We start from the raw sequence: 19187 nt of genomic DNA on the forward strand, positions 1-19187 counted from the left end.
ATTTTACCGCGTAGTGTACGTCCTGGCGGCGGGTAAACGCCATTATGTTATCCATATCACTCTAAATTGTTTTTTTGATGTTACCAAAGGCGCGTTCCTTTGCTATTATGAGCGATATCGAACATTTTTGAGCTTTAACGAAAGTGCATGAGGGTGTTATGGAAACCAAAGATCTGATTGTGATAGGCGGTGGCATCAACGGTGCCGGTATTGCGGTTGATGCCGCAGGACGCGGTTTATCCGTGCTGATGCTGGAAGCTAACGATCTCGCCTGCGCGACGTCGTCCGCCAGCTCCAAGCTGATCCACGGTGGCCTGCGCTACCTGGAACACTACGAATTCCGCCTGGTCAGCGAAGCGCTGGCCGAACGCGAAGTACTGCTGAAAATGGCTCCGCATCTGGCGATCCCGATGCGCTTCCGCCTGCCTCATCGCCCGCACCTGCGTCCAGCGTGGATGATCCGCATTGGTCTGTTTATGTACGATCATCTGGGTAAACGCACCAGCCTGCCGGGTTCGACCGGTTTGCGTTTTGGCTCAGAGTCGGTCCTTAAGCCTGAAATCGTGCGCGGTTTCGAATATTCCGACTGCTGGGTGGACGATGCGCGTCTGGTACTGGCTAACGCGCAGATGGTCGAGAAGAAAGGCGGCGAGGTGAAAACCCGTACCCGCGCGACCGCCGCACGCCGCGAAAACGGCCTGTGGATTGTGGAAGCGGAAGACGTGGATACCGGTGAGAAGTTTAGCTGGAAAGCGCGCGGCCTGGTGAACGCCACCGGCCCGTGGGTAAAACAGTTCTTCGATGACGGTATGCACCTGCCTTCTCCGTACGGCATCCGCCTGATCAAGGGCAGCCACATTGTGGTGCCGCGCGTGCATACCCAGAAACAGGCTTATATCCTGCAAAATGAAGACAAGCGCATTGTGTTTGTGATCCCGTGGATGGACGAGTTCTCCATCATCGGCACCACCGACGTAGAGTACAAAGGCGATCCGAAAAACGTTGAGATCGACGAGAGTGAAGTCAGCTACCTGTTGAAAGTGTACAACGCGCACTTTAAGAAACAGCTGGCGCGCGATGACGTGGTCTGGACCTACTCCGGCGTGCGTCCGCTGTGTGATGACGAGTCTGACTCACCGCAGGCCATCACCCGTGACTATACGCTTGATATTCATGACGTGGACGGTCAGGCGCCCCTGCTGTCGGTATTTGGCGGTAAGCTCACCACCTACCGTAAACTGGCGGAGCACGCGCTGGAGAAACTGGCGCCGTATTACAAAGGCATCGGCCCGGCGTGGACGAAAGGCGCCGTGCTGCCTGGCGGCGATATCGGCGATAACCGCGACGATTACGCCGCGAAGCTGCGTCGCCGCTTCCCGTTCATTACCGAAGGAATGGCGCGCCACTATGCCCGCACCTACGGCAGCAACACCGAACTGTTCCTCGGCGAGGCGAAAGAGATTGCCGATCTGGGCGAGCATTTTGGCCATGAGCTGTACGAAGCGGAACTGCGCTACCTGGTGGAACACGAGTGGGTGCGCCGTCTGGACGATGCTATCTGGCGTCGTACTAAAGAAGGGATGTGGCTGAATGCCGAGCAGCAGTCTCGCGTGGCGCAATGGTTGCAGCAGCATGCGGGAAAGCGTGAACTGTCGTTGGCGTCGTAATTGAAAAAAAGCCGGGTGGCGGCTCCGCCTTACCCGGCCTACTCGATCCCGTAGGCCCGGTAAGCGCAGCGCCACCGGGCTTTGTTTTTACAACCGCACCGGATCAATATGCCAGATATTCTCGGCATACTCTTTGATGGTCCTGTCCGACGAGAAGTATCCCATGTTGGCGATGTTATGCATCGCGGCGCTGGTCCACTTCTCCTGCTGACGGTACAGTTCGTCCACCTTATCCTGACAATCCACGTAGCTGCGGTAATCCGCCAGCACCTGATAGTGATCGCCAAAGTTAATCAGCGAGTCCACCAGATCGCGATAGCGTCCGGGCTCCTCAGGGTTAAACACGCCGGTGGCGATTTGCGTCAGCACCTGGCGTAACTCTTCATCCTCTTCATAATACTCACGTGGCGAGTAGCCCTGCTTGCGCAGCGCCTCCACCTCTTCCGCCGTATTCCCGAAAATAAAGATATTCTCCGCGCCCACATGCTCCAGCATTTCGACATTTGCGCCGTCCAGCGTGCCGATAGTCAGCGCGCCGTTCAGGGCAAACTTCATGTTACTGGTGCCGGATGCTTCCGTCCCCGCCGTGGAAATCTGCTCAGAGAGATCCGCCGCCGGAATAATCAGCTGCGCCAGGCTTACGCTGTAGTTCGGGATAAACACGACCTTCAGCTTATCGCCAATGTCCGGATCGTGATTCACCACCTTCGCCACATCGTTGATGAGATGAATGATGTGCTTCGCCATGTAGTACGCGGACGCCGCCTTACCGGCAAAGATTTTCACGCGCGGCACCCACTCCGCCGTCGGGTCAGCCTTAATGCGGTTGTAGTGGGTAATAACGTGCAGGACATTCATCAGCTGACGCTTGTACTCGTGGATACGTTTGATCTGCACGTCAAACAGCGCTTTCGGGTTCGCCACCACGTTCAGATGCATCGCCAGCCAGACCGCCAGACGCTTCTTGTTCAGCAGCTTGGCTTCCCGTACCGCTTTATTCACCGTCGGGAAATCAATGTGCTGCTCCAGCTCGCTCAGCTGGCTCAAATCGGTGCGCCAGGTGCGGCCAATGTTCTCATCCAGAACGTCGGAGAGCGGCTGGTTCGCCAGCGCCAGCCAGCGGCGCGGGGTGACGCCGTTGGTCACGTTGCAGAAACGCGTCGGGAAGATCTTCGCGAAGTCCGCAAACAGCGACTGCACCATCAGGTTCGAGTGCAGCTCTGACACGCCGTTCACCTTGTGGCTGATCACCACCGCCAGCCAGGCCATGCGTACGCGACGCCCGTTGGATTCATCAATGATCGAGGCGCGGCTCAGCAGACCGGTATCGTTCGGGTACTGCTCCTGCAAGGTCTTGAGGAAGTAGTCGTTGATCTCGAAGATGATTTGCAGATGGCGCGGCAGAATTTTGCCGAGCATATCCACCGGCCACGTCTCCAGCGCTTCACTCATCAGCGTATGGTTGGTGTACGAGAACACCTGGCAGGTTACTTCAAACGCGTCATCCCAGCTGAACTTATGCTCATCAATCAGCAGGCGCATCAGCTCAGGGATCGACAGCACCGGATGGGTATCGTTAAGGTGAATGGCGGTTTTTTCCGCCAGATTCGCATAGGTTTTGTGCAGCTGATAGTGACGGCTAAGGATATCCTGAATCGTTGCCGAGACGAGGAAATACTCCTGACGCAGGCGCAGCTCGCGGCCTGAGTAGGTCGAGTCATCCGGATACAGGACGCGTGACACATTCTCGGAGTGGTTTTTATCTTCCACCGCCGCGAAGTAGTCACCCTGGTTGAATTTACCCAGGTTGATCTCGCTACTGGCCTGCGCGTTCCACAGGCGCAGCGTATTGGTCGCATCGGTGTCGTAGCCGGGGATGATCTGGTCATAGGCCACGGCGAGGATCTCCTCGGTTTCCACCCAGCGGGATTTTTTCCCTTCCTGCTGAATACGCCCGCCAAAACGCACCTTGTAGCGCGTGTTGTGGCGCTTGAACTCCCACGGGTTACCGTACTCCAGCCAGTAGTCTGGAGACTCTTTCTGACGACCATCCACGATGTTCTGCTTGAACATACCGTAGTCGTAGCGAATACCGTAGCCGCGCCCCGGCAGCGCCAGCGTCGCCAGTGAATCGAGGAAACAGGCGGCAAGACGCCCGAGACCACCGTTACCCAGCCCCGGGTCGTTCTCTTCGTCAATCAGCTCTTCTAAATCCAGCCCCATCTCTTCCAGTGCGTTTTTGACGTCGTCATAAATCCCGAGCGATAACAGCGCATTGGAGAGGGTGCGACCAATCAGAAACTCCATCGACAGGTAATACACCTGTCGCGTCTCCTGCGAAAGCTGGGCGCGGTTGGAGCGCAGCCAGCGTTCGACCATACGGTCACGCACCGCAAACAGCGTGGCGTTCAGCCACTCATGTTTGTTGGCAATAACGGGATCTTTCCCAATGGTAAACATCAGCTTATAGGCGATGGAGTGTTTCAACGCCTCAACGCTGAGCGTGGGGGAAGAGTAGCTAAATGGAGCATTCATATCAGTAACTTCGCCTCGTTACATCAAGCGTTGATAAAGGTCGCGGTAGGACTGCGCCGCAACGTGCCAGCCAAAGTCCATGGACATCGCCTGACGTTGTACGTAACGCCACAGGGATGGACGGGACCACAAGACGAAAGCACGCCGGATCGCCCGAAGCAGCGACCAGGCATTACTGTCCTCGAAAACAAACCCGCTGGCGATACCGTCCGCCAGGTTTTCCAGGGAGCTGTCAGACACCGTATCCGCCAGCCCGCCCGTGCGGCGTACCAGCGGCAACGTGCCGTATTTCAGACCATAGAGCTGCGTCAGGCCGCAGGGCTCGAAGCGGCTCGGCACCAGAATCACGTCCGCGCCGCCCATGATGCGGTGCGAGAACGCTTCGTGATAGCCAATCTGCACGCCCACCTGCCCCGGATGTTCCGCCGCGGCCGCGAGGAAACCTTCCTGCAATACCGGGTCGCCCGCGCCGAGCAGCGCCAGCTGGCCGCCCTGCTCCAGTAATCCCGGCAGCGCTTCCAGCACCAGATCCAGCCCTTTCTGGCTGGTCAGGCGGCTGACCACCGCAAACAGCGGCACCTTGTCGTTGACCTTCAGCCCCATCGCAATCTGTAGCTGGCGCTTGTTCTCCGCTTTGTCCTCCACGGAGTCGCGACCATAGCGCGCCGCCAGCAGGAGGTCCGTTTCCGGATTCCAGATCTGTTCATCCACGCCGTTCAGAATGCCCGACAGGCGACCTTCACGGTGGCGCTGTTGCAGCAGCCCTTCCATACCGTAACCGAACTCCGGCTGGGTAATTTCCCGCGCGTAGGTTGGGCTGACCGCCGTGATGTGGTCGGCGTAGTACAGACCCGCCTTCAGGAACGAAATCTGTCCGTTAAACTCCAGTCCGTGCATGTTAAAGAACGACCATGGCAGATCGATGTCATTCATATGATGCGCGTAATACATGCCCTGATACGCCAGGTTGTGCACCGTAAACACCGATTTGGCCGGGTGCCCCTTCGCCGCCAGATACGCAGGAGCCAGCCCCGCATGCCAGTCATGCGCGTGCACCACGTTCGGACGCCAGAACGGATCCAGTCCGACGGCCATTTCCGCCCCCACCCAGCCGAGCAGGGCAAAGCGCATCACGTTATCGGTATAGGCGTACAGGTTGGTATCATGATACGGGCTGCCGGGTCGATCGTATAAATGCGGGGCATCAATCAGGTAAATCCCTACGCCATTGTAATGTCCAAACAGCAGGGTGATACGTCCCGCGAAGGTCTCGCGACGGGTAACAACCTTTGCATCGGGAATACCGCGCCGGATATCCGGAAAAGCGGGCAACAACACGCGGGTATCCACCCCTCCGGCGATTTGCGCCGCTGGTAATGCACCAAGAACATCCGCCAGGCCGCCCGTTTTTAACAACGGGAACATCTCAGAACATACGTGTAAAACCTGCATCATCGCTCCTGTTTGATTTGCAGCTTCCGCAACATTTCCCGTGTTACTAACACGATCCCCTCTTCCGAACGGTAGAAACGACGCGCATCTTCTTCCGCGTTTTCCCCAATCACCATCCCTTCGGGAATGATGCAGGCACGATCGATAACGCAGCGACGCAGACGACATGAGCGTCCTACCCAGACATCCGGCAGCAGAACTGCCGAATCGATATTACAGAATGAGTTTATACGCACGCGCGGGAACAGCACGGACTGCACCACCACCGAACCGGAGATAATGCACCCGCCAGAGACCAGCGAGTTGAGCGTCATGCCGTGGCTGCCGGAGCGATCCTGAACGAACTTCGCCGGCGGCAACGATTCCATATGCGTGCGAATCGGCCAGTTCTGGTCGTACATATCCAGCTCAGGCGTGACGGACGCCAGGTCGAGGTTGGCTTTCCAGTAGGCTTCCAGCGTACCGACGTCGCGCCAGTAAGGTTCCGCATTCGGGTCTGACTGCACGCAGGACAGCGGGAAGGGATGTGCATACGCCATGCCAGCTTTGGTGATTTTCGGGATAATGTCTTTACCGAAGTCGTGGCTGGAGTTTTCGTCTTTGTCGTCCTCTTCCAGCAGTTCATAAAGATAATCGGCATCAAAGACATAGATCCCCATGCTGGCGAGCGATTTGGTGTCGTCGCCCGGCATGGTTGGCGGGTTCGCCGGTTTTTCGACAAAGTCGATAATCTTGTCATCGCCATCTACATGCATCACGCCAAACGCGGTTGCTTCCGCAACAGGCACCGGCAGACACGCCACGGTGCAGCGCGCCCCTTTTTCGACGTGATCGATCAGCATGTGGGAGTAATCTTGCTTGTAGATGTGGTCCCCGGCGAGGATAACGATGTATTCCGCGCTGTAGCGACGAATGATGTCGAGGTTCTGGGTCACGGCATCCGCCGTGCCGCGGTACCAGTTCTCCCCATGAACGCGCTGCTGCGCCGGGAGCAGATCGACAAATTCGTTCATCTCTTCGCTGAAGAATGACCAGCCGCGCTGAATGTGCTGCACCAGCGTGTGCGACTGATACTGGGTAATGACGCCAATACGGCGAATGCCTGAGTTCAGGCAGTTGGAAAGTGCAAAATCGATAATACGGAACTTACCACCAAAGTGAACGGCCGGTTTGGCGCGCTTGATGGTCAAATCTTTCAGACGGGTACCACGCCCGCCCGCGAGTATCAGGGCAACTGTTTTTAATGGTAGCTGGCGCGCCAACATTAACGGATCGTTCTTCTCTAATCTAACCATGACTAACTCCTTTTTTATCATCTTTGGAATACGCACACTCCGTGCGCAGGCCCGTGCCAGACAGCCATAACAACCGGATTATCCGCTCCGGCAAAGGGAGGAATGGCTCGCCATTCCCCGTCAGGTAAAACAATCTCTGCGACGTCATCCGTCGCGTTCAGCGTCACCAGCCACGCATCCGAAAGCAGGATTTGCAGACAGGGTATGCCGTGTTGCCACTCTTGCGCGCTTAACGGTTGCGCGTCTTTATTCAGCCAGCGAACGTTTCCGTCGCCCTCTTCCCACCAGCGGTCGGCGGTGAGCGCGGGGATGCGCTGGCGAAGATGGATCAGCGCCGCGGTGAAATGGGTCAGCCCGCTATTCGCTTCTCCCCAGTCGAGCCAGGTCAGGGTGTTGTCCTGGCAATAGGCGTTGTTGTTGCCGTGCTGGCTGTGGCCGTGCTCATCGCCCGCCAGCAGCATCGGCGTGCCCTGCGACAACAAAAGCGTCGTCAGCAGCGCATGAACGCTGGCGCGTCGCCGCTCGATCACATCCAGACTTCCGCCTAACCCTTCTATACCATGGTTGAAGCTATGGTTATTGTTAGTCCCATCGCGATTCTCCTCGCCGTTTGCCTCATTGTGTTTCTGATTGAAACAAACGCAGTCGCGCAACGTAAAACCGTCGTGTGCCGTCAGCAGGTTAATGGTGGCCGACGGACGTTTGCCGTCACGCTTGAAGAGATCGCTGGAGCCGGCAAAGCGTCCTGCGAATTCCCCCAACGACAGATCGCGCGTCAGCCAGAAGCGGCGGATGGCATCGCGGAAGTGGTCGTTCCACTCGGCAAACAGCGGCGGGAAATTCCCCACCTGATAACCGCCCTCGCCGATGTCCCAGGGCTCCGCGATCAGCTTAACCTTTGAGAGCACCGGGCATTTTTTGATGGCCTCAAACAGCGGCGCCTGCTGGCTGAACGCCGGGGTGCGCCCCATCACCGGCGCCAGGTCGAAGCGAAAACCGTCCACGTGGAACGTCTCAACCCAGTATTTCAGGCACTCGTACGCGTAATGCGTAACGGCCGGATGACTGAGGTTGAGGGTGTTACCGCACCCGGTCCAGTTCTCGTAATCGCCGTCGTCCCTGATCCAATAATAGCTACGGTTATCGATTCCGCGCTGTGAGAGCGTCGGGCCGTCAAGATCGCTTTCCGCACTGTGGTTCAGCACCACGTCCAGAATGACCTCGATACCCGCCGCGTGAAGCGCCTTCACCGCATCGCGAAACTCATCCCGTGCCTTCTCCGGCTGCACCGCGTAGCGCGGGTCGAGGGCGAACATCGCCAGCGGGTTGTAGCCCCAGTAGTTGCTTAACCCAAGACGCTGTAGCCGCGGCTCGCTGGCGAAATGCGCCACGGGCAACAGCTCCAGCGCGGTGATCCCTAAGTGCTTCAGGTACGCGACCATCGTCGGATGCCCAAGCGCTTTGTAGGTGCCGCGCATCTCTTTAGGGATTGACGGGTGCAGATACGTCAGCCCTTTGACGTGGGCTTCATAAATAACGGTGTTGCCCCACGGCGTGCGCGGCGGGGCATCGTCTTCCCAGTCGTAGAGATCGTGCACCACCACGCTTTTGGGCGCGACGGGCGCGCTGTCGCGGTGGTCAGGTTCGCCGTAGCCAACGTGGAACAGCGAGTCATCTTTAAACTCACCGTCCACGCGGTGCGCGCACGGGTCAATCAGCAGCTTCGCCGGGTTAAACCAGTGCCCCTGAGAGGGCTCCCAGGGGCCGTGTACGCGAAAACCGTAGTGCATCCCCGGCCGTCCTCCGGCCAGGTAGCCATGCCAGGTATCCCCCGTGCGCGCCGGTAAATCGTAACGGTGCTCGTTACCTTCCCCGTCAAACACACAGAGTTCCACCCGCTCCGCATGGGCGGAAAAGAGCGTGAAGTTCACCCCCTTTCCGTCAAAACTCGCCCCGAGCGGTTCGGGTTTACCTGCCGTAAGCTGCGTCATTCACCCTCCCGCACCAGCCAGATTGTGCCAAGCGGCGGCAGCGTCAGGCTCAGGGAGTTCGGACGGCCGTGGCTTTCAATGGCATCGCTCTGCACCAGGCCACCGTTACCGGCGTTGCTGCCGTGGTAGTGCATGGAGTCGGTATTGAGAATTTCGCGCCATTTGCCCGGCTGGTTAATGCCGAAGCGGTAGTGTTCGCGCGGCACCGGCGTGAAGTTGCTGGCGACGATGATCTCGTTACCCGCCTTGTCGCGGCGCACAAAGACAAACACCGAGCGCTCGTGGTCGTCCACCACCAGCCACTCAAAGCCGTACGGATCGAAGTCCAGCTCGTGCAGCGCTTTGTGGTGGCGATAAGTCAGGTTCAGGTCACGGACCAGACGCTGTACGCCGTGGTGCCAGTTGTCCGCACCTTCCAGCAGATGCCAGTCAAGGCTGCTATCGTGGTTCCATTCGCGGCCCTGAGCGAACTCGTTGCCCATAAACAGCAGCTTTTTACCCGGGAAAGCAAACAGCCAGCCGTAGTAAGCGCGCAGGTTGGCAAACTTCTGCCATGGGTCGCCCGGCATGCGGTCGAGAATGGATTTCTTGCCGTGCACCACTTCATCGTGCGACAGCGGCAGCATGAAGTTTTCGGTGTAGTTATAGAGCAACCCGAAGGTGAGCTTATCGTGGTGATACTGACGATAAACCGGGTCGAGCTTCATGTAGTCGAGCGTGTCGTGCATCCAGCCGAGGTTCCATTTGTACCAGAAGCCCAGACCACCCATTGCCGGTGGACGGGAAACGCCCGGGAAGTCGGTGGACTCTTCCGCCATGGTCACGGCGCCTTCCACCTGCTCGCCGATAATCCGGTTGGTGTTGCGCAGAAACTCAATCGCTTCCAGGTTTTCACGGCCACCATACTCGTTCGGGATCCACTCCCCCTCTTTGCGGCTGTAGTCGCGGTAGATCATCGACGCCACCGCATCCACGCGCAGGGCATCAATGCCGAAGCGTTCGATCCAGTACAGCGCGTTCCCGACCAGGTAGTTCGATACTTCACGGCGACCGTAGTTGTAGATCAGCGTGTTCCAGTCCTGGTGATAGCCTTCGCGCGGGTCGCTGTGCTCGTACAGCTTTGTGCCGTCGAACTCTGCCAGCGCAAAATCATCCGACGGGAAGTGGCCCGGCACCCAGTCGAGGATCACGTTCAGCCCGGCGGCGTGCGCGGCATCGATGAAATAGCGGAAGTCATCGCGCGTGCCGAAGCGGCGCGTGGGCGCATACAGCCCGGTTGGCTGATAGCCCCAGCTGCCGTCAAATGGGTGTTCGTTGATCGGCAGCAGCTCCAGATGGGTAAAGCCCATCCATTTGGCGTACGGCACCAGCTGGTCCGCCAGCTCGCGATAGCTCAGCCAGAAGTTGTTATCGGTGTGGCGACGCCACGAGCCGAGATGCACTTCATAGACGGAGATTGGCGCATCAAAGCGGTTGGCCTGCTTGCGCTCCTCGCTCTGGACAACCTTCTCCGGCAGGCCGCAAATCAGCGAGGCGGTATTGGGGCGTAGCTCTGCCTCAAAGGCGTACGGGTCAGATTTAATGCGCAGCTTGCCGTTGGCATCGATCATCTCGAATTTGTAGAGCTGACCGTTGTGCGCGCCGGGGATAAACAGCTCCCAGATGCCGGTTTCCCGGCGCAGACGCATGGGGTGACGACGACCGTCCCAGTAGTTGAACTGCCCGACGACGGAGACGCGCTGGGCGTTTGGCGCCCATACGGCAAAACGCGTGCCGGTGATACCGTCCATGGTATCCGCGTGGGCACCCAGCGTTTCGTAGGGGCGTAAATGGGTCCCTTCGGACAGCAGCCAGGCGTCAATCTCTTTTAAGAGCGGGCCGAAGCTATAGGGATCGTCAATCAGGTTTTGCTGACCGTGCCAGATAACGGCAAGCTGATAACGAAAAGGATTTTTACGGCGGGGCATGACGCCTGAGAAGAAGCCACGCGAGTCGAGGCATTCCAGATTACCCACCTTGCGGCCGGTTTTGGGTTCGATAACCCACACTTCTGTTGCATCCGGTAACAGCGCCCGAACTTCCAGTCCGGCCTCTGTACGGTGCATCCCTAGCACAGAAAAGGGGTCGGCAAAGTGACCCGCAATAAGCGCATTAATCACGTCTCTCGAAATACGATCGGACATGGTGTTCATCCTGTTTTTTTATGTCGCCCTTTTTACGCGCTCCGGGACGACTTTTAATGTGACCTAAACGGTGCAGTTAATCCTCTCTGCTCCGCCCTACCCTCAGGTGAGAAATAAATCTTCCTTAAAGCATAGCCAACGTCGTGGGTCCTCCTGATAAAAAATAAGACATCTGCGTTTTACTCCATGTAGTACGCAAAAAAAGGGGGTGACAATCACCCCCCGTGTTTAACAAATTATTACGCCAGCTGGCGCAGCATGCGGCGCAGAGGCTCGGCTGCACCCCACAGTAGCTGATCGCCAACGGTGAACGCGGAGAGGTACTCCGGCCCCATGTTCAGCTTGCGCAGACGGCCAACCGGGGTGGTCAGCGTGCCGGTAACGGCTGCCGGGGTCAGTTCGCGCATGGTGATATCGCGATCGTTTGGCACCACTTTCGCCCACGGGTTGTGCGCGGCCAGCAGCTCTTCCACGGTCGGAATAGACACATCTTTTTTCAGTTTAATGGTGAAGGCCTGGCTGTGGCAGCGCAGCGCGCCGATGCGCACGCACAGGCCGTCAACCGGAATGGTGTTCGCGGTCGCGAGAATTTTGTTGGTCTCTGCCTGACCCTTCCACTCTTCGCGGGTCTGGCCGTTATCCAGCTGTTTGTCGATCCACGGGATCAGACCACCGGCCAGCGGTACGCCAAAGTTATCCACCGGCAGCTCGCCGCTGCGGGTCAGCTGAGTGACTTTACGCTCGATATCCAGAATCGCGGACGCCGGGTTTGCCAGCTCGGTCGCGACGCTCTGGTGCAGCTGGCCCATCTGGGTCAGCAGCTCGCGCATATGACGCGCGCCGCCGCCGGACGCCGCCTGGTAGGTCGCCACGGAGACCCACTCCACCAGGTCCTGCGCGAACAGGCCGCCCAGCGACATCAGCATCAGGCTGACGGTACAGTTGCCGCCGACAAAGGTTTTCACGCCGTTGTTCAGGCCGTCGGTAATGACGCCCTGGTTAACCGGGTCGAGAATGATGATGGCATCGTCTTTCATACGCAGCGAAGAGGCCGCGTCAATCCAGTAGCCCTGCCAGCCGCTTTCACGCAGCTTTGGATAGATTTCGTTGGTATAATCGCCGCCCTGGCACGTGACAATAATGTCGAGTGCCTTCAGCGCTTCCAGATCGTACGCATCCTGCAACGTGCCTGTGGTACCACCAAAGGACGGAGCAGCCTGGCCGAGCTGGGAAGTGGAGAAGAAGACCGGGCGGATAGCGTCGAAATCGCGCTCTTCAACCATGCGTTGCATGAGTACAGAGCCGACCATACCGCGCCAGCCGATAAAACCAACGTTTTTCATAGCATTTTTTTCCTGCTGAGGGTGTGTGCTGTTTGTGCAAGCCAGTATTGAACTGGGATATGCTTCACATTACAAAATGCTGCCAAAGTCGCAAGCGAAATTAATCGATGATTGCCCGGCAATCAGAAATACAGCTAATCATCATAATAACCATAGAGAGTTTCAGGGATAATTTACATGAGTGAAATCATTTCCGCCGCGGTTTTATTGATTCTGATAATGGATCCGCTGGGCAACCTGCCGATCTTCATGTCGGTGCTGAAGCATACCGAGCCGAAGCGCCGCCGGGCGATCATGATCCGCGAGCTGCTCATCGCCCTGCTGGTGATGTTTATCTTCCTGTTCGCCGGTGAAAAAATCCTCGCTTTCCTGAACTTACGCGCCGAAACGGTCTCCATTTCCGGCGGGATCATTTTGTTCCTGATTGCTATTAAGATGATTTTCCCGAGCGCGGAGGGCAGCAGCAGCGGCCTGCCTGCGGGTGAAGAGCCGTTTATCGTGCCGCTGGCAATTCCGCTGGTCGCCGGGCCAACGATTCTGGCGACGCTGATGCTGCTGTCGCATCAGTATCCGAATCAGATGAGCCATCTGGTGATTGCCCTGCTGATCGCCTGGGGCGGGACGTTTATTATCCTGTTGCAGTCGTCGCTGTTCCTGCGCCTGCTGGGTGAGAAAGGGGTAAACGCCCTGGAGCGCCTGATGGGGCTGATTCTGGTGATGATGGCAACGCAGATGTTCCTGGACGGGATCCGGGCGTGGATGAAAGGGTGAAGATGTAAAAAAGCCGGGTGGCGCTTGCGCTTACCCGGCCTACGGGACCTGAGTTTTTTGTAGGTCGGGTAAGGCGAAGCCGCCACCCGACAATATACGCCCTCTGCGGCCTGATGCCCTCACCCCAACCCTCTCCCACAGGGAGAGGGAGAAAACCGGGATTAGCTCAGCAGCGTAAACGCAATCATCCCGACAACCGCACCCGTCGTGCCGAGGATGGTTTCCATCAGCGTCCAGGTTTTCAGGGTTTGCGCTTCGGTTGCGCCGGTAAATTTACCGAACAGCCAGAAGCCCGCGTCGTTAACGTGAGAAACCACAATCGAGCCACCCGCGATACAGATAGAGAGCGCCGCCATCTGCGCACCGGAGTAGTTCAGCTGTTCAATCACCGGCATCACCAGACCCACGGCGGTTAAGCACGCTACGGTCGCGGAGCCCTGAATGATACGTACCGCCGCGGCCAGCACGAAACAGGTGACTGCAATCGGCAGCCCCATCCCGGTCAGCGCTTCACCCAGCGCCGGTCCAACGCCGGAATCCACCAGCACCTGCTTGAACACGCCGCCCGCCCCGATCACCAGCAGGATAATCCCCGCCGGTTGCAGCGCGGCACCACAGATCTCCATCACGCGGTCTTTCGGCATGCCCTGACGCATCGCCAGGCCGTAAATTGCTACCAGACACGCCACCAGGATCGCGGTGAACGGATGACCAATAAATTCGAACCATTCGTAAGCGGTTGACCCCACCGGCACAAAGCGCGCAGCGATGGTTTTCAGGCCCACCAGCACCAGCGGGAGCAGGATCAGCGACAGGCTGAAGCCGAAGGACGGCATTTTGCCCTCGCCCAGGTGCGGCTCGGAGATGTCATCCGGAATGTGCAGCTCAACGTAACGGCTGATAAAGTTGCCCCACAGCGGACCGGCGATAATCATCCCCGGAATTGCCGCGCACAGGCCAATCAGGATCATCCAGCCAAAGTCAGCATGCATCTGGGAGGCCAGCAGCATCGGCGCAGGCCCCGGCAGCAGGAACGCCGCCGCAGCCGCCACGCCCGCAAACAGCGGAATGACCAGCTTCACGAGGTTGGTACCAGTATGCCGCGCCATGGAGAACGCCACGCTAATCAGCAGCACCACCGCCACTTCAAAGAACAGCGGCAGCGCGCAAATCAGACCGGCCAGACCAATCGCGTAGTGCGCACGGCTGTGCCCGAAGGATTTCAGCATCTTGACCGCAATCTGATCGACCGCGCCCGTCTCGTGCAAAATCTTGCCAAACATCGCGCCCAGCGCCACCACAATGGCCAGGAAGCCGAGCGTGCCGCCCATCCCTTTTTCCATCGTCGCCGCGATTTTGTCGAGCGGCATGCCGGAAAAGAGACCGGCACCAATAGAAACCACCATCAAAGCCACAAAGGCGTGCATACGCGCCTTCATCACTAAAAACAGCAGCAGCAATACGGAGCCCACTGCTGTCAAAACTAGCGTTAATGTACTCAAAACTTACTGCCTTTTATTAATAACCTCGATGGTGCTGGCAACAACACCTTCCAGCGGCTGATCGATATCAACCACTAAGACATCCTGTTCGTCAGCTCCCGGCTCCTGCAACGCTTCGAACTGCGTTACCAGCATCTGGGTTTTGAAGAAGTGGCCTTTACGCGCCTTCAGGCGGCTTTCAATCACCCCGAAATCACCTTTCAGGTAGATGAAAGAGAGGTTCGGGTTGCCGTCGCGCAACAGGTCGCGATAGGTTTTTTTCAGTGCGGAACAGACGATCAGGGAGACTTTATTGGTGCGCTGCATCGCGAACGCGGCATCATTCAGCGCCTGCAACCATGGTTTGCGGTCGTCGTCGTTCAGCGGCTCGCCGGAAGCCATTTTCATGATGTTGCTGCGCGGATGGAGGAAGTCACCATCAAGAAACGCAGCCTGGAGTTGATGCGCCACTTCGCTCGCCACGGCAGATTTACCGCTACCGGACACGCCCATCAGGACGTAAACGTGGTGATCGTGATTAGTCGTGCTCAAAGGGTGTCCCTCAGTCAATTGTTACGGGTAACAGTTATCGGTAACATTGTCCTGCCGGGGCATAAGAGAAGCAATATCCAAACGTGCGCGAAGTGAATAAGTGTGAGCTACTTCAAATTTGTCGGATTAAATAGATCCACCCGGTGACAAGGTGAAACCTAAATCTAACATTTTCGGGGTAACTGACTCACCACGAATGCGCGCCAGCAGGCGCTCTGCGCCAATGCGGCCCATGCGTTCACGCGGGGTCAGGACGCTCGCCAGACGCGGCTCCATCACCTGGCCAATGTCGTGGCCGTGGAAGCCGGCAATCGCCATATCATCCGGGATTTTTAAACCCAGACGCTGGCACTCAAACGCGGCGCCGACCGCAAGGTCATCGTTGGTGCAGAAAATACCGTCCAGTTGCGGATACTCGCGTCGCGCCTGACGCATCAGCTCAATTCCCGACGTGTAAGAAGAAGATTGCTCCACCATCACGCTGTACGGGGTTAAACCGGCGTCGAGCATCGCCTGCTCGTATCCCTTCTGTTTGATGATAGTACGTTCATCCAGACGCGCACCCAGATAGGCCACATGGCGATGACCGCGGGCGATGATCGCCGCCGTCATCTGACGCGCCGCTTCAAAGTTATCGAACCCCACGGCGATGTCGAGGCACGGCGACTGGCTGTCCATCAGTTCCACCACCGGAATGCCTGCCACTTCAATCATTTTCAGCGTGCGCGGGGTGTGAGTACGTTCCGTTAAAATCAGGCCGTCGATGTTCCAGGAAAGCATCGATTCAAGACGTTCCTCTTCCAGTTCCGGCTTGTACCCGTAGTGGGCGAGCATGGTCTGATAGCCAAACGCATCGGTGACGCTTTCAATGCCACGCAGCACTTCGGCGAATACCTGGTTGGTTAAGGAAGGAAGCAGGACGCCCACCGCACGGCTGGTTGCATTGGAGAGAATATCGGGCGCGCGGTTGGGGATATAACCCAGTTCATCAAGGGCGGCGGCAATCTTGCCACGCAACGCCACGGAAACCTGTTCCGGGTTACGTAAAAAACGGCTGACCGTCATTTTGGTCACACCGACGCGATCGGCGACATCCTGAAGTACGGGGCGTTTCTTTTTCATCGTCCTGAGAAATCTTGAAGTGAGAGATTTGCTCAGTTTATCACGGACAAAGCTCAACCTTCCCCGTTTAAAGGGAAGGTTGAGAAATTATTTAGACCGGCGGCAGGTCAAACAGCAGAATTTCACTTTCGCTGTCGGCATGCACGGAGAGCGCCTGCTCATCCCAGACTGCCAGGCCATCGGCGGTTGTCGCTTTGGTGCCGTTGATGGACACTTCACCTTTCACCACCTGGATCCACACGCGGCGGTTAGCGGCAATCTGGTGTACAGACTGTTCATCCTTCGCCAGCGCCCAGCGGTACAGCTCCATATCCTGATGCACTTTCAGGGAACCTTCACGCGCATCCGGGGAGAGCACCAGCTGTTTGCCCTGTTTCGCGTCGAAGCGGCGCTGCTCGTAGCGTGGCGTGATGCCGGTCTCTTCTGGAATGATCCAGATTTGATACAGGTGCAGTTTTTCCGTTTTGCTCGGGTTGTACTCAGAGTGACGCACCCCGGTACCCGCACTCATAATCTGGAACTCGCCCGCCGGAACCTGCTCTTTGTTGCCCATGCTGTCCTGGTGCTCAACCGCCCCTTCCAGCACATAGGTCAGGATTTCCATGTCTTTGTGCGGGTGGGTACCGAAGCCCTGGCCTGCATCAATCACGTCGTCGTTAATCACGCGCAGTGCGGAGAAGCCCATAAAGTTCGGGTCGTAGTAGTCGGCAAACGAGAATGAATGCCATGAGTCCAGCCAGCCATGATTCGCGTGACCACGTTCGTTTGCTTTGCGTAAGTAGATCATTGTTTTCACCCTCAGTTCGTTTCGATGGAGTAAGTGTGGACGCAAACGCCCTGGGATCATAGAGGGTGAAAATTGACTCCTCTGTTCAAAAATTTAGAACAAGCGCAGAGGAGCCATTTTTGCTTATCTGGCGAGGGTTACCGTGGCAGGAGAGGCCTGTTCGAAGGCCCGTTCGAGGATTTCCAGATTGGTCAGAACGTCAGATTCCTTGACATAATTCGGCGCGACGGTGGCGAGGGTGTCATACAGTGCATCGTAGACGCGTCCATAGTCGCCCGTTTCCGGCTTCAGCTCTTCCCTGACCGTCAGGCCCTCGTCGTTCACGTACACCAGCACGCCCACGGAATCATCTGCCGCAAAGCCCGGTTCACCCGGCATGATATTGGCCTTCAGGCTGGTCTCCTGCTGGTCAATACCGTACTTGATAAAGGAGCCTTTCTTGCCGTGAACGATAAATTTCGGGTAGTCGATTTTCACCAGATGGCTGGTTTTTACGATGGCTTTCAGGTCGCCGTAGAACAGCTGCGCTTCAAAGGTATCGTCCGGGTTGGCCTTATTGCGCAGGCTGCGGATGTCATACGCCACGTGGTCCGGGCGGCCAAACAGGGAGATGATCTGGTCCATGGTGTGCACGCCGAGACCGTAGAAAGATCCGTCCTGCGGCAGTCCGGGCTGGGTTTCCGCCACCGGGCGGTAGTAATCGAAGTGACTTTCGATTTCCACGATCTCACCGAGTTTGCCGCTTTCAATTGCCTTTTTTGCCGTCAGGAAGCAGCTGTCAAAGCGACGGTTCTGGTACGGCGTGACGGTCAGCCCTTTGCTTTTCGCCAGCGCGAACAGCTCCTTCGCTTCGGCGATGGTCGGGGTGAACGGTTTTTCCACCAGCACGTTTTTACCTGCTTCCAGCGCGCGTTTCGCGTAGTCAAAGTGGCTGTCGGCGTGGGTACAGACCACCACCAGCTTCACCTGCGGGTCGTTAAGCACCTCATCAAGATCGCTGGTGAAATGAATATGGGAATACTGCGGAGACTGCTCTTCTGGCTTCGCGCGGCGGCGATAGATATGGGCCACGTGCCAGGTCTCTTTTCGGTTAAGAACATACGGAAGGTGGTAACGCGTGGTGCTTTTGCCAAATCCAATAAATGCACAATGTAGTGTCATGGCTCAGTCCTTTTGGAAGGTTACTGGGTTTTACCATAGCGCATGTTTTGCCCTCACCCCAGCCTTCTCCCACAGGGAGAGGGAGAAAAAGGGCAAAAAAAAAAGCCAGCGAGAAGCTGGCTAAAGTAATACTGGAAGCAATGTGAGCAATGTCGTGCTTTCAGGTTCCCGTAGGAGGTCTTCCTGAATGCAGAGCAATAATAATCATTCTCATTCGCACTTGTCCAACACTTTTTGCAAAAAATAGCGATTGACTCAACTTTTAAAGTCACTGATGTTGGAGGGGACTTTTAACTGACTGAGGAACAAGGAATGAGTGAGATAGTGATACGCCACGCTGAACCGAAAGATTACGACGCCATTCGTCAGATCCACGCCCAGCCGGAGGTGTACCACAACACGCTACAGGTTCCTCATCCTTCAATGGAAATGTGGCAAATGCGGCTAGGCGAGCAGCCGGGCATTAAACAGCTGGTTGCCTGCATTGATGATATCGTGGCCGGCCACCTCACCATTGATGTCGCCCAGCGACCACGCCGCAGCCACGTTGCCGATTTCGGTATCTGCGTTGGCGCGCAGTGGCATAACCGCGGCGTGGCCAGCGCACTGATTCGCACCATGATCGATATGTGCGACAACTGGCTGCGCGTCGACCGCATCGAGTTAACGGTGTTTGTGGATAACGAACCGGCAATCGCGGTGTACAAAAAGCACGGGTTTGAGATTGAAGGCACCGGCAGGCGCTACGCCCTGCGCAACGGCGAGTATGTGGATGCGTATTATATGGCGAGGATGAAGTAGTGAGTTGCCGGGTGGCGGCTTCGCCTTACCGGGCCTACGTTCGTGC

The 19187-nt window shown here is 57.2% G+C and carries 14 protein-coding genes; 3 read left to right on the top strand and 11 right to left on the bottom strand.

The features are described from left to right. The first annotated feature begins 158 nt into the window (after positions 1–158). Complete coding sequence (gene glpD / locus IM290_RS02250; RefSeq protein ID WP_015571453.1) at positions 159–1667, top strand: glycerol-3-phosphate dehydrogenase; 1509 nt, start codon at positions 159–161, stop codon at positions 1665–1667. An 87-nt stretch (positions 1668–1754) separates the two neighbouring features. Here the strand turns inward: glpD and glgP are convergent, their stop codons facing one another. The 6 genes from glgP to asd form a co-directional block, all read right to left on the bottom strand. After that, positions 1755–4202, bottom strand: coding sequence for a glycogen phosphorylase (gene glgP, locus IM290_RS02255; RefSeq protein WP_032103634.1), 2448 nt, complete (start codon positions 4200–4202; stop codon positions 1755–1757). A gap of 18 nt (positions 4203–4220) precedes the next feature. Beyond that, positions 4221–5654 carry a glycogen synthase GlgA gene (gene glgA / locus IM290_RS02260; protein WP_017384140.1) on the bottom strand — a complete coding sequence of 478 codons (1434 nt, stop codon included), beginning with the start codon at positions 5652–5654 and terminating at the stop codon, positions 4221–4223. Continuing rightward, positions 5654–6949 (bottom strand): glucose-1-phosphate adenylyltransferase, encoded by a 1296-nt coding sequence (glgC, locus tag IM290_RS02265; protein WP_017384139.1) that lies wholly within the window; start codon positions 6947–6949, stop codon positions 5654–5656. The genes glgA and glgC overlap by 1 nt, the downstream gene beginning before the upstream one ends. Before the next feature lie 17 nt (positions 6950–6966). Further along, entirely contained in the window at positions 6967–8940 is a 1974-nt protein-coding gene (gene glgX / locus IM290_RS02270; RefSeq protein ID WP_193041593.1) for a glycogen debranching protein GlgX, read from the bottom strand. After that, positions 8937–11123, bottom strand: a complete 2187-nt coding sequence (glgB, locus tag IM290_RS02275) for a 1,4-alpha-glucan branching enzyme (protein WP_193041592.1) — start codon at positions 11121–11123, stop codon at positions 8937–8939. The genes glgX and glgB overlap by 4 nt, the downstream gene beginning before the upstream one ends. A 239-nt stretch (positions 11124–11362) precedes the next feature. Beyond that, positions 11363–12466 (bottom strand): aspartate-semialdehyde dehydrogenase, encoded by a 1104-nt coding sequence (gene asd, locus IM290_RS02280; RefSeq protein WP_033146834.1) that lies wholly within the window; start codon positions 12464–12466, stop codon positions 11363–11365. A gap of 177 nt (positions 12467–12643) precedes the next feature. On the opposite strand from asd, the gene yhgN reads away from it, so the two are divergent. Further along, positions 12644–13237 (top strand): NAAT family transporter YhgN, encoded by a 594-nt coding sequence (gene yhgN / locus IM290_RS02285; RefSeq protein WP_003861574.1) that lies wholly within the window; start codon positions 12644–12646, stop codon positions 13235–13237. 161 nt (positions 13238–13398) lie between these two features. Here yhgN and gntU read toward each other — a convergent pair whose 3' ends face one another. From gntU to IM290_RS02310, 5 genes are all read right to left on the bottom strand, one after another. After that, positions 13399–14739 carry a gluconate transporter gene (gene gntU, locus IM290_RS02290; RefSeq protein ID WP_017693851.1) on the bottom strand — a complete coding sequence of 447 codons (1341 nt, stop codon included), beginning with the start codon at positions 14737–14739 and terminating at the stop codon, positions 13399–13401. 3 nt (positions 14740–14742) lie between these two features. Next, positions 14743–15270: a gluconokinase gene (gene gntK, locus IM290_RS02295; protein WP_003861569.1), complete on the bottom strand. Its 528-nt coding sequence runs from the start codon at positions 15268–15270 to the stop codon at positions 14743–14745. A gap of 126 nt (positions 15271–15396) precedes the next feature. Next, positions 15397–16392, bottom strand: a complete 996-nt coding sequence (gntR, locus tag IM290_RS02300; RefSeq protein ID WP_032655371.1) for a gluconate operon transcriptional repressor GntR — start codon at positions 16390–16392, stop codon at positions 15397–15399. Positions 16393–16483: 91 nt separating this feature from the next. Next, on the bottom strand, positions 16484–17179 hold the full coding sequence (locus IM290_RS02305) for a pirin family protein (protein ID WP_003861565.1): 696 nt from the start codon (positions 17177–17179) through the stop codon (positions 16484–16486). A gap of 123 nt (positions 17180–17302) precedes the next feature. Next, positions 17303–18340 (bottom strand): oxidoreductase, encoded by a 1038-nt coding sequence (locus IM290_RS02310; RefSeq protein WP_193041591.1) that lies wholly within the window; start codon positions 18338–18340, stop codon positions 17303–17305. A 312-nt stretch (positions 18341–18652) separates the two neighbouring features. On the opposite strand from IM290_RS02310, the gene yhhY reads away from it, so the two are divergent. Further along, positions 18653–19141: an N-acetyltransferase gene (gene yhhY / locus IM290_RS02315; protein ID WP_193041590.1), complete on the top strand. Its 489-nt coding sequence runs from the start codon at positions 18653–18655 to the stop codon at positions 19139–19141. The last annotated feature ends 46 nt before the right edge of the window (positions 19142–19187 follow it).

Origin of the sequence: Enterobacter cloacae complex sp. S1, from assembly GCF_014930525.1 — a bacterium.
GTDB lineage: Bacteria > Pseudomonadota > Gammaproteobacteria > Enterobacterales > Enterobacteriaceae > Enterobacter > Enterobacter hormaechei_C.

What these genes read in the sequence shown, in the direction of transcription:
- glpD (WP_015571453.1), top strand. Translation starts at nt 159, where the DNA reads ATGGAAACCAAAGATCTGATTGTGATAGGCGGTGGCATCAACGGTGCC.
- glgP (WP_032103634.1), bottom strand. Translation starts at nt 4,202, where the DNA reads ATGAATGCTCCATTTAGCTACTCTTCCCCCACGCTCAGCGTTGAGGCG.
- glgA (WP_017384140.1), bottom strand. Translation starts at nt 5,654, where the DNA reads ATGCAGGTTTTACACGTATGTTCTGAGATGTTCCCGTTGTTAAAAACG.
- glgC (WP_017384139.1), bottom strand. Translation starts at nt 6,949, where the DNA reads ATGGTTAGATTAGAGAAGAACGATCCGTTAATGTTGGCGCGCCAGCTA.
- glgX (WP_193041593.1), bottom strand. Translation starts at nt 8,940, where the DNA reads ATGACGCAGCTTACGGCAGGTAAACCCGAACCGCTCGGGGCGAGTTTT.
- glgB (WP_193041592.1), bottom strand. Translation starts at nt 11,123, where the DNA reads ATGTCCGATCGTATTTCGAGAGACGTGATTAATGCGCTTATTGCGGGT.
- asd (WP_033146834.1), bottom strand. Translation starts at nt 12,466, where the DNA reads ATGAAAAACGTTGGTTTTATCGGCTGGCGCGGTATGGTCGGCTCTGTA.
- yhgN (WP_003861574.1), top strand. Translation starts at nt 12,644, where the DNA reads ATGAGTGAAATCATTTCCGCCGCGGTTTTATTGATTCTGATAATGGAT.
- gntR (WP_032655371.1), bottom strand. Translation starts at nt 16,392, where the DNA reads ATGAAAAAGAAACGCCCCGTACTTCAGGATGTCGCCGATCGCGTCGGT.
- IM290_RS02305 (WP_003861565.1), bottom strand. Translation starts at nt 17,179, where the DNA reads ATGATCTACTTACGCAAAGCAAACGAACGTGGTCACGCGAATCATGGC.
- IM290_RS02310 (WP_193041591.1), bottom strand. Translation starts at nt 18,340, where the DNA reads ATGACACTACATTGTGCATTTATTGGATTTGGCAAAAGCACCACGCGT.
- yhhY (WP_193041590.1), top strand. Translation starts at nt 18,653, where the DNA reads ATGAGTGAGATAGTGATACGCCACGCTGAACCGAAAGATTACGACGCC.